Raw genomic sequence first — 21,472 nt, forward strand, 5'->3', positions numbered from 1 at the left:
CCTAGTGAGCGACCGCGGCCGCGCCGTGCTCGTCCACGAGCGCGCCGGTGGTGAAGCGGTCGAGCGAGAAGGGGGCGTTGAGCGGGTGGGGGGTGTCGTTGGCGATGGTGTGGGCGTACACCCAGCCCACTCCGGGGGTGGCCTTGAAGCCGCCGGTGCCCCATCCGCAGTTGAGGTACAGGTTGTCCACCGGGCTGAGGCCGACGATCGGCGACGCGTCGGGGCTGACGTCCACGATGCCGCCCCATGTGCGCAGCACATGCGCCCGGGCGAAGACGGGGAACAGTTCCAGGGCCGCCGACATCTGCTCCTCGATGACGTGGAACGCGCCGCGCTGCGTGTACGAGTTGTACGCGTCGATGCCCGCGCCCATGACCAGTTCGCCCTTGTGCGCCTGGCTGACGTACACGTGCACCGCGTTGGACATGACGACCGTAGGGTGCACCGGCTCCAGCAGTTCGGAGACCAGGGCCTGCAGCGGGTGGCTCTGGATCGGCAGTTCGATGCCCGCCATCGCCGCCAGGACCGAGGTGTGGCCCGCCGAGCAGAGCGCCACCTTGCCCGCCGCGATCGGGCCCAGCGACGTCTGGACTCCGACGACCCGGCCGCCGACGACGTCGAGGCCGGTGACCTCGCAGTTCTGGATGATGTCGACGCCGGCCGCGTCGGCCGAGCGGGCCAGGCCCCACGCCACGTGGTCGTGCTTGGCGATGCCGGCCCGCGGCTGGTAGGTGGCGCCCATCACCGGATAGCGCACGTCCGGGGAGACGTTGACGATCGGGCAGACCTCCTTGACCTGCCGCTCGTCGAGCCATTCGGCGTCCACGCCGTTGAGCCGGTTCGCCTCGACCCGGCGCACGCTGTCGCGCACGTCCTGGAGGCTGTGCGCGAGGTTCAGCACACCGCGCTGGGAGAACAGGATCGGGTAGTCCAGCTCCTCCGCCAGTCCCTCCCAGAGCTTCAGCGCGTGCTCGTAGATGCCGGCGCTCTCGTCCCACAGGTAGTTGGAGCGGATGATGGTGGTGTTGCGGGCCATGTTGCCGCCCGCCAGCCAGCCCTTCTCCAGGACGGCGACGTTGGTGATGCCGTGGTTCTTCGCCAGGTAGTGGGCGGTGGCCAGGCCGTGGCCGCCTCCGCCGACGATGACCACGTCGTAGGACCGCTTCGGCTCGGGCGTGCGCCACAGCCACTCGGGGTGCTCGGGCAGGGCGGCACCTGGGGGGACGGTGCGGGTGCTCATCGCGTGTCTCCTGACAGGTGGGGGTAGAGCGGGTTCTTCGCGGCCAGCGCCTCGGTCCGGGCGCGCAGGGCCGCGACGTCGGGCTCGGGCTGGAGGGCCAGGGCGATGATGTCGGCGACCTCGGCGAAGTCCTCCTCGGTGAAGCCGCGGGTGGCCAGCGCCGGGGTGCCGATGCGCAGGCCCGAGGTCACCATGGGCGGGCGCGGGTCGAAGGGGACGGCGTTGCGGTTGACGGTGATGCCGATCTCGTGGAGCAGGTCTTCGGCCTGCTTGCCGTCGAGTGGGGAGTCGCGGAGGTCGACGAGGACGAGGTGGACGTCCGTGCCGCCGGTGAGGACCTTCACTCCGGCGGCCGCCGCATCCGGCCGGGTGAGCCGTTCCGCGAGGATGCGGGAGCCTGCGAGGGTGCGGGCCTGGCGTTCGGCGAACTCCGGCGACGCGGCCACCTTGAACGACACCGCCTTCGCGGCGATGACGTGCTCCAGCGGTCCGCCCTGCATGCCGGGGAACACCGCCGAGTTGATCTTCTTGGCGATGTCGGCCTCGTTGGTGAGGATGACGCCGCCGCGCGGACCGCCGAGCGTCTTGTGCGTCGTCGTGGTGGTGACGTGTGCGTGCGGCACCGGGTTGGGGTGCAGTCCGGCGGCGACCAGGCCGGCGAAGTGCGCCATGTCGACCATGAGCAGGGCGCCCACCTCGTCGGCGATGCGCCGGAAGGCCGCGAAGTCCAGCTGCCGCGGGTACGCCGACCAGCCCGCGATGATCATCTTGGGACGGTGTTCCTTGGCGAGGCGTTCCACCTCGTCCATGTCGACCAGGTTGTCCGCCTCGGCCACGTGATACGGCACGACGTTCAGCATCTTGCCGCTGTAGTTGATGCGCATGCCGTGGGTGAGGTGCCCGCCGTGCGCGAGGTCCAGGCCGAGGATCGTGTCGCCGGGCTGCAGCAGCGCGAAGAACACGGCGGTGTTCGCCTGGGCGCCCGAGTGCGGCTGCACATTGGCGAACCCGGCGCCGAACAGGGACTTGATCCGCTCGATCGCCAACTTCTCGGTGACGTCCACGTGTTCGCAGCCGCCGTAGTAGCGGCGGCCCGGGTAGCCCTCGGCGTACTTGTTGGTGAGGACCGAGCCCTGCGCCTCCATCACCGCTGTGGGCGCGAAGTTCTCGGAGGCGATCATCTCGAGGGTGGACTGCTGGCGGTGCAGCTCGGCGCGGAGCGTGGCGTGGACCTCGGGGTCCAGCTCCGCGAGGGGGGTGTTCAGCGCGTTCATACGGTGTTCGCGTTCCTCTCGGCGGCCTCGACGACGTTCGCGAGCAGCATCGCCCGCGTCATGGGTCCCACTCCTCCGGGCATCGGCGCGAGCCACCCGGCGACCGTGGCCGCGTCGGGGTGCACATCGCCGACCAGCCCGTGGTCGGTACGGGTGATGCCGACGTCCAGGACCGCGGCGCCGGGGCGCAGCATGTCCTTGGTGATCAGCCCGGGCGACCCGGCGGCCGCGATGACGATGTCCGCCTCGCGTACGTGCCAGGGCAGGCCCTTGGTGCCGGTGTGGCACAGGGTCACGGTGGCGTTCTCGGACCTGCGGGTGAGCAGCAGTCCGAGGGGGCGACCGACCGTGATGCCCCGGCCGACGACGCACACCCGCGCTCCGGCGAGCGGCACGTCGTGGCGGCGGAGCAGTTCGACGATCCCGCGCGGGGTGCAGGGCAGCGGGGCCTCCACACCAAGGGCGAGGCGGCCGAGGCTGACGGGGTGCAGACCGTCCGCGTCCTTGGCCGGGTCCATGCGTTCCAGGACGGCGTTGGCGTCCAGGTGGCGCGGCAGCGGGAGCTGGACGATGTAGCCGGTGCAGGCCGGATCGGCGTTGAGTTCGTCGATCACCTCCTCGACCTGCTCCTGCGTGGCGTCGGCGGGCAGTTCGCGGCGGATCGAGGCGATCCCCACCTGCGCGCAGTCGCGGTGCTTGCCGGCGACGTAGGCGCGGCTGCCCGGGTCGTCGCCGACCAGGACCGTGCCGAGCCCCGGCGGGCGCCCGTCGGTGGCGGTCACCTTGGCCACACGCTCGGCGAGTTCGCGGCGGATCTCCGCTGCGGTCGCCTTGCCGTCGAGCAGCTGTGCGTTCACCGGCGGTACTCCTTCTCTGCGGTCAGCCACGGAGGCGGGACATGGTCGGGTCGAACAGGGGCTCCTCGGCGACGACGGCCTCGACGCGCTGGTCGAAGTAGCCGATGTGCACCGAGGTGCCGGGGGTGGTGAGTTCCGTCGGGAGCCAGGCGTAGGCGATGCCCTTGCCGATCGTGTAGCCGTGGGCGGCGCTGGTGACGTAGCCGACCGCGCGGTCGCCGTCGTACACCGGCTCCTTGCCCATGACCACGGCGTGCGGGTCGTCGACGGTGAGGCAGGTCAGCTTCCGCCGTACGTCGGCCTTGCGGCGCTCCAGCGCGGCCTTGCCGATGAAGTCGTCCTTGTCGGACTTGACGGCGAACCCGACGCCGGCCTCGTAGGGGTCGTGCTCATAGGTCATGTCGGTGCCGAAGGAGCGGTAACCCTTCTCCAGGCGGAGGCTGTTGAACGCGCCCCGGCCGGCGACGATGCCGCCGAGCGGCTCGGCTGCCTGACGCAGGGTGTCCCACAGCTTCTGGCCCATGTCGGCGGTGGTGTACAGCTCCCAGCCGAGTTCACCGACGTAGGACAGGCGCATGGCGGTGACGGGGACTGAGCCGATGTGGGCGCGCTTGGCCCGGAAGTACTTGAGCCCGGTCGCCGAGAAGTCCGCGTCGGTCAGCGGCTGCAGGACGTCGCGGGCGAGCGGTCCCCACAGGCCGATGCAGCAGGTGCCGGCGGTGATGTCCCGCACCTGCACCGAGCCGTCCTCGGGCAGATGCCGGGTGAACCAGTCGAGGTCCAGGTTGCCGTTGGCACCGACCTGGAACAGGTCGCGGCCCAGGCGGGCGACGGTGATGTCGCTGCGGATCCCGCCGTCGTGGTCGAGCATCAGCGTGTACGTGACGGAGCCGACGGACTTGTCGACCTTGCCGGTGCACAGCCGCTCCAGGAACGCGGCGGCACCGCAGCCGGTGACCTCCAGGCGCTTGAGGGCCGTCATGTCGTACATCGCGACGGTCTCGCGGGTGACCTGCGCCTCGGCGGCGACGACGGGCGACCAGTAGCGGGCGGCCCAGTCGTTGGGCGTGACGATGGAACGGCCTTCGACCAGGCCCGCGTTGGCCTCGTACCACTGCGGGCGCTCCCAGCCGTTGGCCTCCAGGAAGAAGGCTCCCAGCTGCTGCTGGCGGGAGTGGAACGGGCTGGTGCGGATCGGGCGCGGCTCCCCCGTCGGCTGCAGGGGGTGCAGGATGTCGTAGACCTCGACGAAGTTCTGGCAGTCCCGGGCGAGGACGTACTCGGGGGCCAACTGGTGCGGCTCGAAGCGGTTGACGTCGCACTCGTGCAGGTCGAACGAGGTGCAGTGGCCGTCGACGATCCACTCGGCCACGGCCCGCCCCACACCGGCGGAGTGGGTGACCCATACGGCCTCCGCGACCCAGAAGCCCTTCACGTCCGGGGACTCGCCCAGCAGGGGCAGTCCGTCGGTGGTGAAGGAGAACAGGCCGTTGATGCCCTCCTCGAGGTCGGCCTCCTTCGTCGCGGGCAGCAGGGACTGCGTCTCCGTCCACGCCTCGGCGAAGTCGTCCTCGGTGAACTTCAGCACCGACGGCATCTCGTCGGCCTCGTCCACGGACAGGATGTCGTTCACGTCGACGGGCATGGGGCGGTGGCCGTAGTAGCCGATGCCGAGCCGGTCGAAACGGTCGCGGTAGTACAGGTCCGCGTCCTGGTGCCGCAGGATCGGACGCACCGCCTCCTGCGTCTGGCCTTCGAGGGCCGGCACCGGGCCGGTCCAGGCCAGCTGGTGGGCGAGCGGGGTCAGCGGGAGGTCCATGCCGACCATGCGGGCGATCTTCGGCCCCCAGATCCCGGCGCAGCACACCACGATGTCCGCGGGGATCTCGCCCTGGTCGGTGACGACGCCGGTCACGCGGTCGTCCTCCGTGCGGACGTCGAGGACCTCGTGACGGGCGAGGAAGCGTACGCCGCGCTCGGTGGCCCGCCGGATCTGCGCCTCGACGGCGAGGACCGCCTTGGCGAGGCCGTCGGTCGGAATCAGGAGACCGGCGAGGACCTTGTCCTGGTTCACGAGCGGATGCCGCTCGACGCACTCCTCGGGGCTCAGCAGCCGGCCCTCGATGCCCCAGGAGGTGAGCCAGCCGTGGCGGCGCTGGAGTTCGGCGACGCGCTCGGGGGTGGTGGCCACTTCGAGGCCGCCGACCTGGAGGAAACAGGGCTGCCCGTCGACGTCGAGCGAACAGAACTTCTCGACGGTGTAACGGGCCAGTTCGGTCATGGTCTTGGACGAGTTCGTCTGGAAGACCAGGCCCGGGGCGTGTGACGTCGACCCCCCGGTGGCGGGCAGCGGGCCCTGGTCGACCACGGTCACTTCGGTCCAGCCTCGCGCGGAGATCTCATCGGCGAGTGCCGCTCCCACGACGCCCGCTCCGATGATGACCACCCGGGGTCCCGCCATCGCCGCACCTCCGACTCAATAAGCCATTTAGTTGCTGTCTGCGCAACACGATTCAGGTTGCGCAACTCAATCTGCCTGCCGTGGGGATGGGTGTCAAGGGGTTGTGACGTTGGGAAACGGGCCGAGAACACAGGCGGAGTCCGGCAGGAACGCCACAGGGCCCGGCGGACTGCCGTCGCAGCCTGCCGGGCCCTGTGAGTCGCTTTTGCGCCGAGGCGCGGTCCCCGCTCAGCCGCCCAACCGGTCCAGCAGCGCGCGGCGCCAACGCTCGGTCTCGGCGATCTGGTTGAAGGTGAAGAGGTGCAGACCGGCCACGTCCGCCGAGGGTGTGGTGAGCACCTCGGCGCCGCGGGCCAGCAGCCGCTCGGGCGAGTAGCCGCCGGGTGCCGCGAAGCGCAGGAACCAGGAGGCGTGCTTGGTCAGGAAGCGGGTCGACTCGCCCACGCCGATCTTCGCCGCCATGGACAGCAGCTTCGCCCGTTGCACGGGCCCGGCGACGCCCACATGGACGGGCAGGGCGATGCCGCGGCGGCGTATCCGGCCGAGCCAGTCGCCCAGCACACGCGGCTCGAAGCACAGGTTGCTGACGATGTACGTGGCGTGCGCCCGCTTGTCCCACATCGCCTGGACGGTGAGGTCGTCGTCGATGAGCGGATGGCTCTCGGGATAGCCGGTGATGCCGACGTGGTTGAACGGGCTGCCGAGCTCGCTCAGCCTGCGCAGTGCAGGCAGTGCCCCGTCATAGGCTCCGGCCGGCGGGTCGGCGTCGCCCGCCGGCACGAAGACATCGTCGATTCCTGCCCCGCGGAGCCGGTCGACGACGTCCTTCAGGTGGGCGTCGTCCCGCAGCAGCCGCGCGGGGACGTGCGGGACGACGCGGTAGCCGTGCTCCGCGAGCCGTGTGGCGAGGTCGAGCGTCGGCTCCAGTCCCTTGACCGGCGACGCCGTCACGGTGACGACGACGTCCCGGGGGACATGGGCGGTGACCTTGTCCTCGGTGGCCTTCGCGGGCAGCACCTCGTAACGGACGCTCCGGAGCAGCGCGCGGAAGCGTTCGCCGCCCAGTCGGGGGCTAGGTACGCGGCTCAGCATGTGCCGACCTGCTTCCGGGCCTCGCGGTACCGGTGATACGCGACCGTGCACTGCAGGGAAGCCATGGCGCCTCGTCTCGCTCGCGCGCCGGATACGCGCGAGATGCTCGTAGGAGTATCGTTATACGCATCAGGTTGTGATACACGCAACCTTGGAGACGCGCGACACCCTGTGACGCGCGCCGCAGCCGCTGTTTTTACTGGCGGGTATGGTTTCGTCATGAGCAACTACACCCCAGAAATCGAAACGACTGGTTCGCAGCCCGGTGGGGTGCAGTCCGTCGACCGCGCCATCAGCGTGCTGGAAATCCTGGCCCAGCGCGGCGAGGCCGGCGTCAGCGAGGTCGCCGTCGAGATCGAGGTCCACAAGTCCACGGCATTTCGCCTGCTGGGCGCGCTGGAGGCGCGCGGACTGGTGGAGCAGGCGGGCGAGCGCGGCAAGTACCGGCTCGGTTTCGGCATCGTGCGCCTTGCCGGCGCGGCCACCGGGAGGATCGACATCACCCAGCAGAGCCGCCCGGTCTGCGAGCGTCTCGCCGAGGAGATCGGCGAGACCGTCAACCTCGCCGTGAAGCAGGAGCACTACGCGATCAACCTCTACCAGGTGCGCGGGCGCGGCGCCGTCACCGCGCACAACTGGGTCGGCCAGCTGACCCCGCTGCACGCCACCTCCAGCGGCAAGATCCTGCTGGCCCACATGCCCGCCAAGGAGCGCGCGGCACTGCTGGCCGAGGCCGGCATGAAGAAGATGACCTCGCACACCGTGACCGCGAAGACGAAGCTCGAGAAGAACCTCGCCGAGGTCCGGGAGCGCGGCTACGCCTGCACCCTGGAGGAGTTCGAGGTGGGCCTCCACGCCATGGCCGCGCCGGTCCGCAACCGGGACGGAGAGGTCATCGCGGCGCTCAGCGCCTCCGGCCCCGTGTACCGGCTCACCGAGGAGCGCATGCACGAGCTCGCTCCGGTGCTGGTCCAGGGCGCGGAGGAGATCAGCCATCGGATGGGCTACCTGGGCTGAGGCGGTGCGCCGCCGCCCGACGACCACGACGTCACGCCGATGCGGCCGTGAGCTGCCTGCGCCACCGCGTGAACAGCCGTGCCTGGTTCATCGCGAGCACGGCGACCGGGTGCCCGGCACGCCGGTAGACGGCCAGGAAACTGCGGTCGTCCGGAGCTCCTTCCTCGACGGTCACACTGTCGGAGCCCGCCGCATGACCGGCGAACTGGATCTTCACACCGTACTGGTCCGACCAGAAGTACGGCGGCCGCGGCGGCCCCGGTTCCGCCGCACCCGACGACAGCAGCGCCGCCACGGCCGCGTCGGGCCGCTCCCGCGCTCCGGTCCAGTGCTCCACGCGGCGATGGCCGTCCGTGCAGGGGTCGTACCAGGACGCGCAGTCACCGACCGCGACCACGGCGGCCAGGCTGGTGCGGCCGTCCGCGCCGCACTTCACGCCGTCGTCCAGCACGACACCGGACCCCTCCAGCCACTCGACGCACGGGCGCGCGCCCACACCGACGACCACGATGTCGGCGGGGATGCTGCGACCGTCCTCCAGCAGGACGGCGTCGACCTTGTTCTCGCCGCTCAGCCCCTTGACGCCCACACCGCACACCAGCCGTACGCCGTGGTCCGTGTGGAGGGCGGAGACGATGCCCCCCATGGTCGCGCCGAGCGGCCCTGCCAGCGGTGTCGGCGCCGCCTCGACAACGGTCACGTCGAGTCCGAGGGCGTACGCGGTGGAGGCGACCTCGGCGCCGATGAACCCGCCGCCGATCACGACCAGCCGTCCGCCCAGGGCCAGTTCGTCCCGCAGGGCACGGGCGTCGTCCAGCGTGCGCAGGGTGTGCACCCCGGCCAGGCCCTTGGCGCCGGGCAGGGTGCGTGCGGCGGCGCCGGTCGCGATGACGATCCCGTCGGCGCGGACCTCCTGCCCGTCGGCGAGCCGCACGGAGCGGTCCGCCCGGTCGAGTCCGGTGGCGCGGGCGCCGAGCAGCCACTGCGCCTGCAGGTCCTCGTCCTGCGTCTCCAGGGCGAGGTCCGCCTCGCCGAGGGTGCCGGCCAGGAACTCCTTGGACAGCGGAGGTCTGTCGTACGGGCGGTGGGTCTCGTCGCCGATGACGACCAGCCGCCCGTCGTAGCCCTGTTTCCGCAAAGAGCGCGCCGCCGACAGACCGGCCAGCGAGGCGCCCACCACGGCCACGGTCCTCACGCGACGCCGCCCGCGAGCCGGGACGTGATGCAGGGCGGCAGATTGGGGGCGTCCGTGGACAGCTGCACGTGGATCATGCCGTCCTCGACGTGCACCTCGTGCGTGCGGACCGGGCGCTTCGCCGGCGGGGCGTCGACGGTTCCGGTGCGGAGGTCGAACTTCGAGGCGTGCAGCGGGCATTCCACCTCACAGCCCTCCAGCCAGCCGTCGGCGAGCGAGGCGTCCTGGTGGGTGCAGGTGTCGTCGACGGCGAAGAGCTCGCCGTCGTCGGTATGGAACACCGAGACCGGCGGGTCGATGTCGAGCCGACGGGCTTCGCCTCGCGGCAGATCCGCGAGACGGCACACGGGAATCATCATGACACCTCGGTGCGTATAAAGAAACGGATTGCGATTGACGCAACGCCAGTGTGCGGGCGTCCCCGAACCCCTGTCAAGGGATTCAGAAGACGGGCGCATGCCCTCTTCCGCGTTGCTCTGGATCAGACCCTGTGCGCTACGGGCAACGCATCGTGGGAAGGCGTACGGGGTGGCGGGCCGGACGCCAGAGCCAGCAGCCGGGAGGCCTTCAGTTCGGTCTCCCGCCACTCCCGCTCCGGCTCGGATCCCCAGGTGATGCCGGCACCCGTGCCGAAGCGCAGCACCGGGCCTGCGGGAGCGCGGCGGTCCACCCAGAACGTGCGGATGCCCACGGCGAGTTCGCCGGTCCCGCGGTCGGCGTCGACCCAGCCGATGCCGCCGCAGTACGGCCCGCGGGGCGTCGTCTCCAGCGCCTCGATGATGCGCAGCGCACTCGACTTGGGCGCGCCCGTGACGGAACCGGGAGGAAATGTTCCGGTCAGCAGCTCCGGCCAGCCCGTGCCCTCCGCCAGTTCGCCGCGCACGGTGGAGACCAGGTGGACCAGGCCCGGATGCTGTTCGACCGTGCACAGGGCCGGGACGGTCACCGATCCGGTGGCGCAGACCCGCCCCAGGTCGTTGCGGACCAGGTCCACGATCATCACGTTCTCGGCGTGGTCCTTCTCCAGCAGGTCACCGGCGGTCCGTCCGGTGCCCTTGATCGGCCCGGACTCGACGGTCCGGCCGTCGCGCCGCAGGAACAGCTCGGGAGAGGCGGTGGCCACCTCGACGCCATGGGCCGGGAGCCGGACCGTGCCGGCGTACGGGGCGGGATTGCCGCGGGCCAGCAGGGCGGTCAGCGCATCGACGTCGGCCGTCTCGGGGTCGGGCAGCGGTGCGGACAACACGCGGCACAGATTGGCCTGATAGACCTCGCCCGCCGCGATGTGCTCGCGGATGCGACGTACTCCCGCCGTGTAGGCGGTGCGGTCCAGGGAGGAGGTCCAGTCTGCGGCCGTCGGGCCCCGCCAGGCCCCGGGCACGGGGTCGGGCACCGGCTCGAGGCGTACGTCCCCGAAACGGGCGCACACCAGGCGGCACTCGAAGTCGACGACCACCGCCCAGAAGCCGGAGGAGTCCAGGGCAGCGAGGTCACTGGTCACATCACGCAGATCGGTGGCGACGAGGTCGCCGAAGCGGGCCAGCGGGGCGAGGTCGGACACGGCAGTTCGTCCAGTGAGCGGCGGATCGGATGGTCAACGGCAGTGCGAGCGGCGAGTGACCGGCCGGCAGTTCCTCGGCGGCAGTTTCCCGGCCCGGGCGTGCCTCCGTGCCGGGGCTCTCGTCCGCGGTGAGCCCGGTGAGGCGCGGTCGCGGTCGAGAGCCCCGGCGGCGTGTGGCTGCGCCCGTGGTCACCAGCCGCGGGCCGCCCACTCCTTCAGGTGCGGTGCCTCGGCGGCGACGGTGGTCGTGTCGCCGTGCCCGGTGTGGACGACCGTCTCGCCCGGGAGCGTCAGCAGCCGCTCGCCGATCGAGGTGATGATCGTGCCGAAGTCGCTGTACGAGCGCCCGGTCGCACCCGGCCCTCCCGCGAACAGGGTGTCACCGCTGAACAGTGCGCCCAGGTCGGGTGCGTACAGGCACACCGCGCCCGGAGCGTGCCCGGGAGTGTGCAGGACACGCAGGCCGACACCCGCCACCGTGAGAACCTGGCCGTCGGCGAGAGCGCCGTCGGGCCGCCGCCTGGGGTGCGCCATCGTCCACAGCACGTCGTCGTCGGGGTGCAGGAGGACGGGCGCGCCGGTGGCGTCCGCGACCTGCGGGGCCGCGTTCACATGGTCGTTGTGCGCGTGGGTGCACACGACGGCCGTCAGGCGGCGGTCGCCCACGGCGGCCAGGATCGCCCCGGCGTCGTGCGCCGCGTCGATGACGACCGCCTCGTCGTCGTCGCCGACGATCCAGACGTTGTTGTCGACGTCCCAGGTGCCGCCGTCGAGGCTGAAGGTGCCGCTGGTGACGAGGTGTTCGATGCGGGGTGCGCCGGCCATCACAGCACCACCACGGAGCGCAGCACCTCGCCGCGGTGCATCTTCTCGAACGCCTTCTCCACGTCGCCGAGCCCGATGGTCTCGGAGACGAAGGCGTCCAGGTCGAAACGCCCGCCCAGATACAGGTCGATGAGCGCCGGGAAGTCCCGCGAGGGCAGGCAGTCGCCGTACCAGCTGGACTTGAGCGCGCCGCCGCGTCCGAAGACGTCGATCAGCGGCAGTTCCACCTTCATCTCCGGGGTGGGCACGCCGACCAGGACGACCGTGCCGGCCAGGTCGCGGGCGTAGAAGGCCTGCTTGTACGTCTCGGGGCGGCCGACCGCCTCGACGACCACGTCCGCGCCGAAGCCGCCGGTCAGTTCGCGCACCGCCTCCACGACGTCCGCCGACGTGCCGTCGACGGTGTGGGTGGCCCCCATGGTCAGGGCCCGCTCCAGCTTGCGCTGGTCGACGTCGACGGCGATCACCTTGCTCGCGCCGGCGAGCTTCGCGCCCGCGACCGCGGCCATGCCCACGCCACCGCAGCCGATGACGGCGACGGAGTCACCGCGGCCGACGGCGCCGGTGTTCACCGCCGCACCGAAGCCCGCCATGACGCCGCAGCCGAGCAGCCCGGCGGCGGCCGCCGGGGCCGCCGGATCGACCTTGGTGCACTGCCCCGCGGCGACCAGCGTCTTCTCCGCGAACGCGCCGATACCGAGGGCGGGCGACAGCGGCGTGCCGTCCAGCAGCGTCATCTGCTGCGTCGCGTTGTGGGTGGCGAAGCAGTACCAGGGCTTGCCCTTGCTGCAGGCCCGGCACTGACCGCATACCGCACGCCAGTTGAGGATGACGAAGTCACCCGGCGCGAGACCGGTGACGCCTTCTCCGACGGCCTCGACGCGGCCCGCCGCCTCGTGCCCCAGCAGGAAGGGGAAGTCGTCGTTGATCCCGCCCTCCCGATAGTGCAGATCGGTGTGGCAGACGCCGCACGCCTCGATCTTGACCAACGCCTCACCCGGACCGGGGTCGGGGACGACAATCGTCTCCACGGAGACGGGTGCGCCCTTCTCCAGGGCGACGACGGCACGAACCTCATGAGCCATGAGCTACTCCTCGAGCGGGAACTCTCCCGCACTTGTTGCTTAATTAGATACGCGCACCGCTATACGCAACCGATCATCGGACAGGAAGCGCCGGGGGTCAAGAGGTCGGCTCCGACCGCGTCGGCTCGGCCGGATCCGCCGAGGGGAAACCGGGGCGCAGCCCCAGGGATGCGCCCCTCCCCCGGGCCGATTCCGGCCCCCCGTTCGCTCCGGCCCCTCGGCTCAGCCCACGGCCTTCGAGTCCGCCATGGCCTCGGCCGGCCGCGCGCCGTCGTCCGGCTCGCGTTCGTCGCCGGCGTCGGCGGCACCCTCACGCACCGCGGCGGACTCCCCCTTCGGCTCGGCGCGCAGCGCCTTCACCAGGGAGACACACATTCCGATCATCACGAAGAGGAACGGGAAGGCGGCGATGATGGCCACTTGCTTGACCGCCTCCAAGCCGCCGGCCAGCAGCAGGACGGCCGCGACCAGACCCGTCAGCGCGCCCCAGAGGATCACGACCGGGCGACAGGGGCTCATACAGCCCCGGCTGGAGAGCATGCCCAGTACCACGGAGGCCGCGTCGGCGCCGCTGACGAAGAACAGGCCGACCAGGACGATCACCACGAACGAGGTGATGGGGAACCAGGGAAGCGTCTGCAGGGTGGCGAACAGGCCCGCCTCCTCGCCCTTGGCAACCGCCTCGGACAGACCGCCGCCGTGCATCTCCCGGTTCAGGGCGGTGCCACCGAGGATCGCGAACCACACGACGCTGACCACGCTCGGCGCGACGATCACACCGACGATGAACTCCCGGATCGTACGTCCGCGGGAGATGCGTGCGATGAACGTGCCCACGAAGGGCGTCCAGGAGATCCACCACGCCCAGTAGAAGACCGTCCATCCGGAGAGCCAGTCGCCGCCGCCGAACGCGCCCGTCGTGAAGCTCATCTTCGGGAGCGAGGCCAGGTATCCGCCCAGCGCCTCGGTCTGGCTGTTCAGGATGAACACCGTGGGGCCCACGACGAAGACGAACAGCAGCAGGACGCCGGCAAGGATCATGTTGCCGTTGCTCAGCCACTGGATGCCGCGGTGCACCCCGGAGAGGGCGGAGAACACGAACATGACGGTCAGCACCGCGATGATCGTGACGGCGAACGCGGTCGATTCGCCGATTCCCCAGAGCGTCTTCAGGCCGCTGTTGATCTGGAGCGCGCCGAGCCCGAGGGAGACGGCGGAGCCGAAGAGGGTGGCGAAGATCGCCAGAATGTCGATCGACTTGCCCAGCGGTCCGTCGACCCGGTCGCCGAGCAGCGGCCGGAAGGCGGAGCTGATCAGGCTGTTGCCGCTCTTGCGGAATCCGAAGTAGGCGAGCGCCAGGCCGGCGACGGCGTACATCGCCCACGGGTGGATCGCCCAGTGGAAGTACGAGTACTCCAGCGCCACCTTGGCCGCTTCCTCGCTCCCCGCCTCGGCGGTGCCCGGCGGAGGGCTGGACATATGCATGATGGGTTCGCTCGCCCCGTAGAACATCAGGCCGATGCCCATGCCGGCGCTGAACATCATCGCCACCCAGGAGGCGGTGCTGAACTCCGGTCGCTCATGGTCCTTGCCGAGCCGGATGCGGCCGAACCGGCTGAACGCCAACACGGCGGCCAGCAGCACGAATCCGGAACTCGTCAGGACGAAGAGCCAGCCGAAGTTCCCGATGATCCGGCCCAGCGTCGCCTCGGCCACCGAGGCGAGATTGTCGGTGAAGAACACCCCCCACGCCACGAAGAGGGCGGACAGCGTCACGGAGATGTAGAGGACGGAAGGATCCACCCGGTCCAGGGCCGATCGTGCTTTCTTCGTTGTTGCTGTACTCATCCGAAGCCTTCCCAAGGGGACGTGGGGCGATGGAGGGTCGCTCTGCGGGACCACCACACGATGGTGCGCTACACGCAACTGCCAGCTTGATGTGCAACACCGTCCCCCTAGGTTCCCGGTACGTCAAGCCCCGTACACCCATCGTTATCGCAGGGTGCCCGTACGCCCCGGGGCTCCCGGCCTACGGCCGGGAGGCGAGCACGCTGCCGACGCCGCCCCGGAACAACCGCAGATGACGCTCGTGTATCGCCTCCGTGTACGCCTCCGCCGTCGCGGACGCCGCCGTGTCCCAGCCGAAGAACCGGGCGTGCCGGGCAGCGGCGTCGCCCATGCGGTCGCTCAGCGACGGGTCGCGCACGAAGGCGCCCAACGCGCGCGCGTAGTCCACCGGATCGTGCCCCGCCACGAGCACGCCGCTCGTCCCGTGCCGTACCGCCACCGGCAGGCCGCCCACCTCGGCCGCGATCACGGGGGTGCCGCAGGCCTGTGCCTCGACGGCCACCAGGCCGAACGACTCGCTGCGCGACGGCATCACCAGGACCGATGCCGCCCGGTACCAGTCGGCGAGCTCTTGTTGGCCCACCGGCGGCCAGAACCGCACGACGTCCGCGATGCCGAGCGCGGCGGCCAGCTTCCGCAGTCCCTCCGGCTTGGCGAGTCCGCTGCCGCTCGGCCCGCCGACGACCGGCACCACCGTCCGCTCACGCAGCTGCGGCCGCTCCTCCAACAGCCGTGCCACAGCGCGCAGCAGGACGTCCGGCGCCTTCAAGGGCTGTATACGGCCCGTGAACAGCGGGACGAACGCGTCCTGCGGCAGCCCGAGGCGAGCGCGGGCCGCGGCACGGCCGTCGGCGGGGCGGAACACATCGAGGTTGACCCCCGGGTGGACGACGGCGACCCGTCCGGTGTCGGCGTCGTAGTGGCGGAGCAGTTCCCCGGCTTCCTTGTCGGTGTTGGCGATGAGCCGGTCCGCGGCGCCCACTATCTGCGTCTCGCCGATGACGCGGACCTCGGGTTCCGGGGTGTCGCCCTCGGCGAGGGCGGCGTTCTTGACCTTGGCCATGGTGTGCATGGCGTGCACGAGCGGGACGCCCCAGCGCTCGGCGGCCAGCCGGCCGACATGGCCGGAGAGCCAGTAGTGCGAGTGGACCAGGTCGTAGTGCCCGGGACGGTGGCCTGCCCAGGCCTGCATGAGGCCGTGCGTGAACGCGCACAGCTGGGTCGGCAGGTCCTCCTTGGCCAGCCCTTCGTAGGGCCCCGCGTCGACGTGCCGGACCAGCACACCGGGCGCGAGCCCGACGACGGGCGGGAGCGCGGCGGAGGTGGCGCGGGTGAAGATCTCCACCTCGATGTCGATCGCGGCGAGCCGTCGGGCGAGCTCGACGATGTAGACGTTCATGCCGCCCGCGTCGCCCGTGCCCGGCTGATGCAGCGGGGACGTGTGCACGCTGAGCATCGCGACGCGGCGTGGGCGGCGGGGAGTTCCGGGCTGTGGCGGTCGGGGCGGACCGGCAAGGGTGGCGGCGGGCCGGGTCAGGTACCGGCTCACCTGGCGACCTCCGCTTCCGGCGCCTCGGCCGCGGACCGGGCCCGCAGGTCGAGGCGCTGCTCGCCCGCGTACACGTTCATGGAGTCGCCGCGCAGGAAGCCGACGAGCGTGAGCCCGGTCTCCGCCGCCAGGTCCACCGCGAGGGACGACGGCGCCGAGACCGCCGCCAGCACCGGGACGCCGGCCATCACCGCCTTCTGCACCAGCTCGAAGGACGCCCGCCCGGACACCAGCAGAATGCTCCGGGACAGCGGCAGTTCGCCGGACCGCAGCGCGCGGCCGACCACCTTGTCGACGGCGTTGTGCCTGCCCACGTCCTCCCGCAGGTCCAGGAGTTCGCCCTCGGGCGAGAACAGCCCGGCGGCGTGCAGCCCCCCGGTCCGGTCGAACACCCGCTGCGCGGCCCGAAGCCGGCCGGGCAGTGCGGCCAGCAGCCCGGGCGCGACGCGGACCGGGGGCACGTCGGAGACCGGCCAGCGGGCGGTGGTCCGCACGGCGTCCAGGCCGGCCTTCCCGCACAGCCCGCAGGAGGAGGTCGTGTACACGTTCCGTTCGAGCGTGATGTCGGGCACCGGCACGCCGGGGGCGAGCCGCACGTCGACGACGTTGTACGTGTTGGATCCTCCCCCAGCCACCGCTGGGGGTGCCCCCGGCTCGGCGCCCGCGCAGTACACGATGTTCGCCACGTCCTCGGTCCGGCCGAGTACGCCCTCGCTCACCAGGAATCCGGCGGCCAGCGCGAAGTCGTCGCCGGGCGTGCGCATGGTGATCGCCAGCGGCTTGCCGTTCAGCCGGATCTCCAGTGGCTCCTCAGCGACCAGTGTGTCCGGGCGGGTGCTCACCGCACCGTCCCGGATGCGCAGCACGCGCCGTCGCTCGGTGACCCGTCCCATGGCCCAACTCCCGGTTCTGTACGTACTCGTGATCTGCGGGCGTCAACCTCCTCGGGCTCCCGAGGACGTCGACGCCCGGGGGTGTCAGCCGCCGATCGCCGACATCGGCCGCCCGGGCTGCAGGAAGGAGGGGTCGTCGAGCCCGGACCCCGCCTTCTTGCCCCGCATGGCCGCCTGCCACAGCCGCGCGATCTCCTCGTCCGCCGCCCCGGAACGCAGCGCCGCCCGCAGGTCGGTCTCCTCGGTGGCGAACAGGCAGGTCCGCACCTGGCCGTCGGCCGTGAGCCGGGTGCGGTCGCAGGCGCGGCAGAAGGGGCGGGTGACGGAGGCGATGACCCCGACGCGGGCCGGGCCGCCGTCGACGATCCAGCGCTCGGCGGGCGCCGAGCCGCGGGCCCCGTCCGGCTCGGGAGTGAGCGTGAATCGTGTGCGCAGGCTCTCCAGGATGGTGCCCGCGGTGATCATGCCGTCGCGCTTCCAGCCGTGCTGGGCGTCCAGCGGCATCTGCTCGATGAAGCGGAGCTCGTAGCCCATCTCCATGCCCCAGGCGAGCAGGTCGGGCGCCTCGTCGTCGTTGAGGCCGGGCATCAGCACGGCGTTGACCTTGACCGGGGTGAGACCAGCGGCGCGGGCCGCCTCCAGGCCGCTGAGCACGTCCCGGTGGCGGTCGCGGCGGGTCAGGGTCGTGAACACATCGGGGCGCAGGGTGTCGAGGGAGACGTTGACCCGGTCCAGGCCCGCGTCCTTCAACGCCCGGGCGGTGCGCCGCAGTCCGATGCCGTTGGTGGTCAGCGACATCCCGGGGCGCGGTGCGAGGGCGGCGACCTGCTCGACGATCCCGACGAGGCCGGGGCGCAGCAGCGGCTCGCCCCCGGTGAAACGGACCTCCTCGATGCCGAGACGGGTGACCGCGATGCGGATCAGCCGGACGATCTCGTCGTCGGTGAGCAGGTCGGGTTTGGCGAGCCACTGCAGGCCCTCTTCCGGCATGCAGTACGTGCAGCGCAGATTGCACCGGTCGCTGAGCGAGACCCGCAGGTCGGTGGCTACGCGACCGAACGTGTCGATGAGCACGGCCGATGCCCCGTCAGCACTCGATGACGTTGACGGCGAGGCCGCCACGAGCGGTCTCCTTGTACTTCACCTTCATGTCCGCGCCGGTCTCCTTCATGGTCTTGATGACCTTGTCGAGGGAGACGTGGTGGCGGCCGTCGCCGCGCAGGGCCATCCGCGCGGCAGTCACCGCCTTGACCGCGGCCATGCCGTTGCGTTCGATGCACGGGATCTGGACGAGGCCGCCGACCGGGTCGCAGGTCAGGCCCAGGTTGTGCTCCATGCCGATCTCGGCGGCGTTCTCCACCTGTTCCGGGCTGCCGCCCAGCACCTCGGCCAGGCCGCCGGCTGCCATCGAGCAGGCCGAGCCGACCTCGCCCTGGCAGCCGACCTCGGCGCCGGAGATCGACGCGTTCTCCTTGAACAGCAGGCCGATCGCACCCGCCGCGAGAAGGAAGCGGACGATCCCGTCCTCCTTCTCTTCCTCCAAGGCCCCGCCCGCCGCGAACGTGAGGTAGTAGTGCAGAACGGCGGGGATGATGCCGGCGGCACCGTTCGTCGGTGCGGTCACGACCCGGCCGCCGGCCGCGTTCTCCTCGTTCACCGCCATCGCGTAGAGGGTCACCCACTCCATCGCGCGGGCCGCCGCGTCGCCCTCGCCGCGCAGCGCCCGGGCCGCGGCCGCGGCCCGGCGGCGCACCTTCAGGCCGCCGGGGAGGATGCCCTCCTGGGCCAGGCCCCGGGAGACACAGGCCTGCATGACCCGCCAGATCCCCAGCAGGCCGGTGCGTATCTCGTCCTCGGTCCGCCACGCTCGCTCGTTCTCCAGCATCAGCGAAGAGATCGACAGGCCGGTCTCCTTCGTCAGGCGCAGCAGTTCGTCGCCCGTGCGGAAGGGGTGCTTGAGGACGGTGTCGTCCCGCTTGATGCGGTCGGCGCCGACCGCGTCTTCGTCGACGACGAAGCCGCCGCCGACCGAGTAGTACGTCTTCTCCAGCAGCGGCAGACCGTCCGCGTCGTACGCGAACAGGGTCATGCCGTTGGCGTGGTACGGCAGGGAGCGCCGGCGGTGCAGGACGAGCTGGGCCGACACGTCGAAGTCGATCTCGTGGGTCGCGCCGATCTCGGTGCCGAGGAGGCGGATACGCCGGGTGGTGCGGATCCGCTCGACGTCCAGCTCGGCCTGGGCGACGTCGACCGTGTGCGGCTCATTGCCCTCCAGACCGAGCAGCACGGCCTTCGGCGTGCCGTGGCCGTGCCCGGTGGCGCCGAGGGAGCCGAACAGCTCCGCCCGCACCGCGGCGGACTGGGCGAGCAGGCCGTCCTTCTTCAGCCGGGCAGCGAACATCCGGGCGGCTCGCATGGGGCCGACCGTGTGCGAGCTGGACGGGCCGATGCCGATGGAGAACAGGTCGAAGACGCTGATTGCCACGCCATACTCCGTGGGATTGGCGGGACCTGCCGGCCGGTCGACAGGCACGTCCCTGACGGGGTTGTCAGTTGAGGGCCCGGGCGGAGCGGGTGCTTGTCCGCCGGGGCGGTGACGCGGCCTTCACCGTGTCGGTGTCGTACGCCGGCCGCAGTACGCGGCGTACGCGTCGGCGGACAGGGCGCCGGCCATGTTCTCGACCCGCAGCCTGAACAGCCAACCGCCGGTGTAGGGAGCGGCGTTGACGACGCCCGGGTCGTCGGCCAGTGCCGCGTTGACTTCGAGGACCTCGCCCGAGGCCGGGGCGTACAGGCCGCTGACGGCTGTCGGCGACCTGATCTCCCCGCAGGTCTCCCGGCCTCGACCCGGGTGCCGACCCTGGGCAGCCGGAGGTGGACGACATCGCCGAGGGCCTTCGCCGCGAACGCGGTGATGCCGACGGTGGCGTTGCCCTCGTCCACGACCAGCCACTCGTGGTCCCATGTGTACCGCAGGTGCTGCGGAACGCTCATGGAGTCCTCCCGCAGGCACGTCAGAGGGAGCCGGGCCGGGGAGCTCATGACGTGGCGGCCGCGGCGGCAGGGGTGATCTTGCGGCGCAGCCGGTTGAACAGCTTCGGCTGGTTGAGGGAGAGCACGGCGAGGGTGGAGCCCTCGTGCTCGTAGACGGCCGTGAAGGAGCGGCTGTCGAGGTCGCCCTCGATGATCTGGGGCCGGGTGCCGGGGGCGACGTGTCCGGCGAGCTGGATGCGCACCTTGTACTGGTCGGACCAGAAGTACGGCGCGGTGCGCGAGGCGGGGGCCGACACGCCGGAGAGCAGTGTGCGCGCGGCGGTCTTCGACTGCTCGATGGCGTTGCTCCAGTGCTCGATGCGGGCGTGCCGCCCGGTGAACGGGCTGGGGCAGCGGGCGACGTCGCCGACGGCGACCACACCCGGGACGCTCGTCGCGCAGCCGGTGTCGCACACGACGCCGTCGCCCACCTGGACACCGGAGCCGGCCAGCCAGTCGGTGGCGGGCCGTACGCCCACGCCGACCACGACGACGTCGGCGGGCAGCAGACGCCCGTCCGCCAGCTGTACGCCGGTGACTCGGCCGTTGCCGGTGAGTCCGGCGACGCCGGTTCCGCAGAGCAGGTCGACGCCGTGATCGGTGTGGAGCGAGGAGCACACCAGCCCCATCTCACGCCCCAGTTGGCGCTCCAGCGGTATGTCGAGCGCCTCGACGACGGTGACGTGGAGCCCGAGCTGGTGCGCGGTGGAGGCCACTTCGGCGCCGATGAAGCCGGCGCCGATGACGACGACCCGGGGCAGGCCGTCGCGCAGTTCGGCGCGCAGCGCCTTGGCGTCGTCCAGGGTCCGCAGGGTGTGGACACCGGCCAGACCGTCGGTGCCGGGGAGCGTCCTGGGGCCGGCGCCGGTCGCGACGACGAGTCCGTCGGTGCGCAGTTCCCGGCCTCCGGTCAGGGTGACGGTGCGGGCCGTGGTGTCGAGGCGCACCGCGCGCTCGCCGAGGATCCACTGCACGCCCAGTTCCTCGTACTCGTCCGCGTCGGCGAGCGCGAGGGCGTCGGCGTCGATGTCGCCCTTGAGGAAGTCCTTGGACAGCGGCGGGCGGTCGTAGGGGGTGTGGCGCTCCTCGCCGACGACGGCGATCTCGCCGTCGTAGCCCTCTGCGCGCAGCGCGCGGACGGTGCTCAGGCCTGCCAGCGACGCGCCGACGACGGTGATGGTCCTCATGCCTGCTCCCCGGCGGTGACGTGGCGCAGAACGTGGCCGTCGGCCGGGGATGCCTGGTGGGTGCCCACCAGGTTCGCCGCCGGCGGGCAGGTGGTGCGGTGGGACTCGCCAGGCGGCAGGTCTTCGATCCGGCACACCGTGATCATGGGGAACCTCCGGGTTGCGGTGCCCGACTGGGACGGGGCCGTCGGCCGGGGGTGGCACCCGGTCTCTCGACGGAGCGGAAGAGACTGCTGTCTCAGATGGCACAACCGAATTCGTTATGCGCAACATGGTTTCTGTTGCGCCCGGAGGTTGTCAAGAGCGGAGCCGCATCCGTCACGGGGTCGGCTCGTCCCTCCCCCGGTTACCTCTC

Annotated in this window: 18 protein-coding genes and 1 pseudogene; 1 reads left to right on the forward strand and 18 read right to left on the reverse strand. The window is 71.3% G+C overall.

Features of this window, described 5'->3' with window-relative positions; all coding sequences use genetic code 11:
* Nucleotide 1: 1 nt before the first annotated feature.
* From AB0K02_RS15185 to AB0K02_RS15205, 5 genes are all read right to left on the reverse strand, one after another.
* The gene (locus AB0K02_RS15185) at nt 2-1,240 is read right to left on the reverse strand and encodes a sarcosine oxidase subunit beta family protein (RefSeq protein ID WP_365992874.1); all 1,239 of its coding nucleotides are present in this window, start codon (nt 1,238-1,240) and stop codon (nt 2-4) included.
* A complete protein-coding gene (glyA, locus tag AB0K02_RS15190; RefSeq protein WP_365992875.1) occupies nt 1,237-2,514 on the reverse strand; it encodes a serine hydroxymethyltransferase in 1,278 nt (425 codons plus the stop codon). The genes AB0K02_RS15185 and glyA overlap by 4 nt, the downstream gene beginning before the upstream one ends.
* Nucleotides 2,511-3,371, reverse strand: a complete 861-nt coding sequence (locus tag AB0K02_RS15195) for a bifunctional methylenetetrahydrofolate dehydrogenase/methenyltetrahydrofolate cyclohydrolase (RefSeq protein WP_365992876.1) — start codon at nt 3,369-3,371, stop codon at nt 2,511-2,513. The genes glyA and AB0K02_RS15195 overlap by 4 nt, the downstream gene beginning before the upstream one ends.
* A gap of 22 nt (nt 3,372-3,393) precedes the next feature.
* On the reverse strand, nt 3,394-5,832 hold the full coding sequence (locus AB0K02_RS15200) for an FAD-dependent oxidoreductase (RefSeq protein WP_365992877.1): 2,439 nt from the start codon (nt 5,830-5,832) through the stop codon (nt 3,394-3,396).
* Between the two features lie 228 nt (nt 5,833-6,060).
* Nucleotides 6,061-6,924 carry a 5,10-methylenetetrahydrofolate reductase gene (locus tag AB0K02_RS15205; RefSeq protein ID WP_365992878.1) on the reverse strand — a complete coding sequence of 288 codons (864 nt, stop codon included), beginning with the start codon at nt 6,922-6,924 and terminating at the stop codon, nt 6,061-6,063.
* 219 nt (nt 6,925-7,143) lie between these two features.
* On the opposite strand from AB0K02_RS15205, the gene AB0K02_RS15210 reads away from it, so the two are divergent.
* Complete coding sequence (locus AB0K02_RS15210) at nt 7,144-7,941, forward strand: IclR family transcriptional regulator (RefSeq protein ID WP_365992879.1); 798 nt, start codon at nt 7,144-7,146, stop codon at nt 7,939-7,941.
* Between the two features lie 31 nt (nt 7,942-7,972).
* Here AB0K02_RS15210 and AB0K02_RS15215 read toward each other — a convergent pair whose 3' ends face one another.
* The 13 genes and pseudogenes from AB0K02_RS15215 to AB0K02_RS15275 form a co-directional block, all read right to left on the reverse strand.
* The gene (locus AB0K02_RS15215; RefSeq protein WP_365992880.1) at nt 7,973-9,136 is read right to left on the reverse strand and encodes an FAD-dependent oxidoreductase; all 1,164 of its coding nucleotides are present in this window, start codon (nt 9,134-9,136) and stop codon (nt 7,973-7,975) included.
* Nucleotides 9,133-9,495, reverse strand: a complete 363-nt coding sequence (locus tag AB0K02_RS15220; protein WP_365992881.1) for a bifunctional 3-phenylpropionate/cinnamic acid dioxygenase ferredoxin subunit — start codon at nt 9,493-9,495, stop codon at nt 9,133-9,135. Before AB0K02_RS15220 ends, AB0K02_RS15215 begins: the two co-directional genes overlap by 4 nt.
* A 122-nt stretch (nt 9,496-9,617) precedes the next feature.
* Nucleotides 9,618-10,697, reverse strand: a complete 1,080-nt coding sequence (locus AB0K02_RS15225) for a chorismate-binding protein (RefSeq protein WP_365992882.1) — start codon at nt 10,695-10,697, stop codon at nt 9,618-9,620.
* Between the two features lie 189 nt (nt 10,698-10,886).
* The gene (locus AB0K02_RS15230) at nt 10,887-11,522 is read right to left on the reverse strand and encodes an MBL fold metallo-hydrolase (RefSeq protein WP_365992883.1); all 636 of its coding nucleotides are present in this window, start codon (nt 11,520-11,522) and stop codon (nt 10,887-10,889) included.
* On the reverse strand, nt 11,522-12,607 hold the full coding sequence (locus AB0K02_RS15235) for an S-(hydroxymethyl)mycothiol dehydrogenase (protein ID WP_365992884.1): 1,086 nt from the start codon (nt 12,605-12,607) through the stop codon (nt 11,522-11,524). The genes AB0K02_RS15230 and AB0K02_RS15235 overlap by 1 nt, the downstream gene beginning before the upstream one ends.
* Nucleotides 12,608-12,829: 222 nt before the next feature.
* Nucleotides 12,830-14,410, reverse strand: a complete 1,581-nt coding sequence (locus AB0K02_RS15240) for a BCCT family transporter (protein ID WP_365992885.1) — start codon at nt 14,408-14,410, stop codon at nt 12,830-12,832.
* A gap of 226 nt (nt 14,411-14,636) precedes the next feature.
* A complete protein-coding gene (mshA, locus tag AB0K02_RS15245; protein ID WP_365992979.1) occupies nt 14,637-15,992 on the reverse strand; it encodes a D-inositol-3-phosphate glycosyltransferase in 1,356 nt (451 codons plus the stop codon).
* 8 nt (nt 15,993-16,000) lie between these two features.
* Nucleotides 16,001-16,897, reverse strand: coding sequence for a formate dehydrogenase accessory sulfurtransferase FdhD (gene fdhD, locus AB0K02_RS15250; protein WP_365992886.1), 897 nt, complete (start codon nt 16,895-16,897; stop codon nt 16,001-16,003).
* A gap of 84 nt (nt 16,898-16,981) precedes the next feature.
* The gene (moaA, locus tag AB0K02_RS15255; RefSeq protein WP_365992887.1) at nt 16,982-17,971 is read right to left on the reverse strand and encodes a GTP 3',8-cyclase MoaA; all 990 of its coding nucleotides are present in this window, start codon (nt 17,969-17,971) and stop codon (nt 16,982-16,984) included.
* A gap of 13 nt (nt 17,972-17,984) precedes the next feature.
* Nucleotides 17,985-19,382 (reverse strand): L-serine ammonia-lyase, encoded by a 1,398-nt coding sequence (locus tag AB0K02_RS15260; protein ID WP_365992888.1) that lies wholly within the window; start codon nt 19,380-19,382, stop codon nt 17,985-17,987.
* 120 nt (nt 19,383-19,502) lie between these two features.
* Nucleotides 19,503-19,891: pseudogene (gene gcvH / locus AB0K02_RS15265) on the reverse strand (glycine cleavage system protein GcvH).
* A gap of 44 nt (nt 19,892-19,935) precedes the next feature.
* Complete coding sequence (locus AB0K02_RS15270; protein WP_365992889.1) at nt 19,936-21,117, reverse strand: FAD-dependent oxidoreductase; 1,182 nt, start codon at nt 21,115-21,117, stop codon at nt 19,936-19,938.
* Entirely contained in the window at nt 21,114-21,263 is a 150-nt protein-coding gene (locus tag AB0K02_RS15275; RefSeq protein WP_365992890.1) for a hypothetical protein, read from the reverse strand. Before AB0K02_RS15275 ends, AB0K02_RS15270 begins: the two co-directional genes overlap by 4 nt.
* Nucleotides 21,264-21,472: the final 209 nt, after the last annotated feature.

The sequence above is a fragment of the Streptomyces sp. NPDC049597 genome (assembly GCF_040675505.1).
In the GTDB taxonomy this organism is placed as follows: domain Bacteria; phylum Actinomycetota; class Actinomycetes; order Streptomycetales; family Streptomycetaceae; genus Streptomyces.

Excerpts from the sequence above, each read along its gene's own strand:
- AB0K02_RS15185 (WP_365992874.1), bottom strand. The coding sequence starts at position 1,240 with ATGAGCACCCGCACCGTCCCCCCAGGTGCCGCCCTGCCCGAGCACCCC.
- glyA (WP_365992875.1), bottom strand. The coding sequence starts at position 2,514 with ATGAACGCGCTGAACACCCCCCTCGCGGAGCTGGACCCCGAGGTCCAC.
- AB0K02_RS15200 (WP_365992877.1), bottom strand. The coding sequence starts at position 5,832 with ATGGCGGGACCCCGGGTGGTCATCATCGGAGCGGGCGTCGTGGGAGCG.
- AB0K02_RS15205 (WP_365992878.1), bottom strand. The coding sequence starts at position 6,924 with ATGCTGAGCCGCGTACCTAGCCCCCGACTGGGCGGCGAACGCTTCCGC.
- AB0K02_RS15210 (WP_365992879.1), top strand. The coding sequence starts at position 7,144 with ATGAGCAACTACACCCCAGAAATCGAAACGACTGGTTCGCAGCCCGGT.
- AB0K02_RS15220 (WP_365992881.1), bottom strand. The coding sequence starts at position 9,495 with ATGATGATTCCCGTGTGCCGTCTCGCGGATCTGCCGCGAGGCGAAGCC.
- AB0K02_RS15230 (WP_365992883.1), bottom strand. The coding sequence starts at position 11,522 with ATGGCCGGCGCACCCCGCATCGAACACCTCGTCACCAGCGGCACCTTC.
- AB0K02_RS15235 (WP_365992884.1), bottom strand. The coding sequence starts at position 12,607 with ATGGCTCATGAGGTTCGTGCCGTCGTCGCCCTGGAGAAGGGCGCACCC.
- fdhD (WP_365992886.1), bottom strand. The coding sequence starts at position 16,897 with ATGGGACGGGTCACCGAGCGACGGCGCGTGCTGCGCATCCGGGACGGT.
- AB0K02_RS15270 (WP_365992889.1), bottom strand. The coding sequence starts at position 21,117 with ATGAGGACCATCACCGTCGTCGGCGCGTCGCTGGCAGGCCTGAGCACC.
- AB0K02_RS15275 (WP_365992890.1), bottom strand. The coding sequence starts at position 21,263 with ATGATCACGGTGTGCCGGATCGAAGACCTGCCGCCTGGCGAGTCCCAC.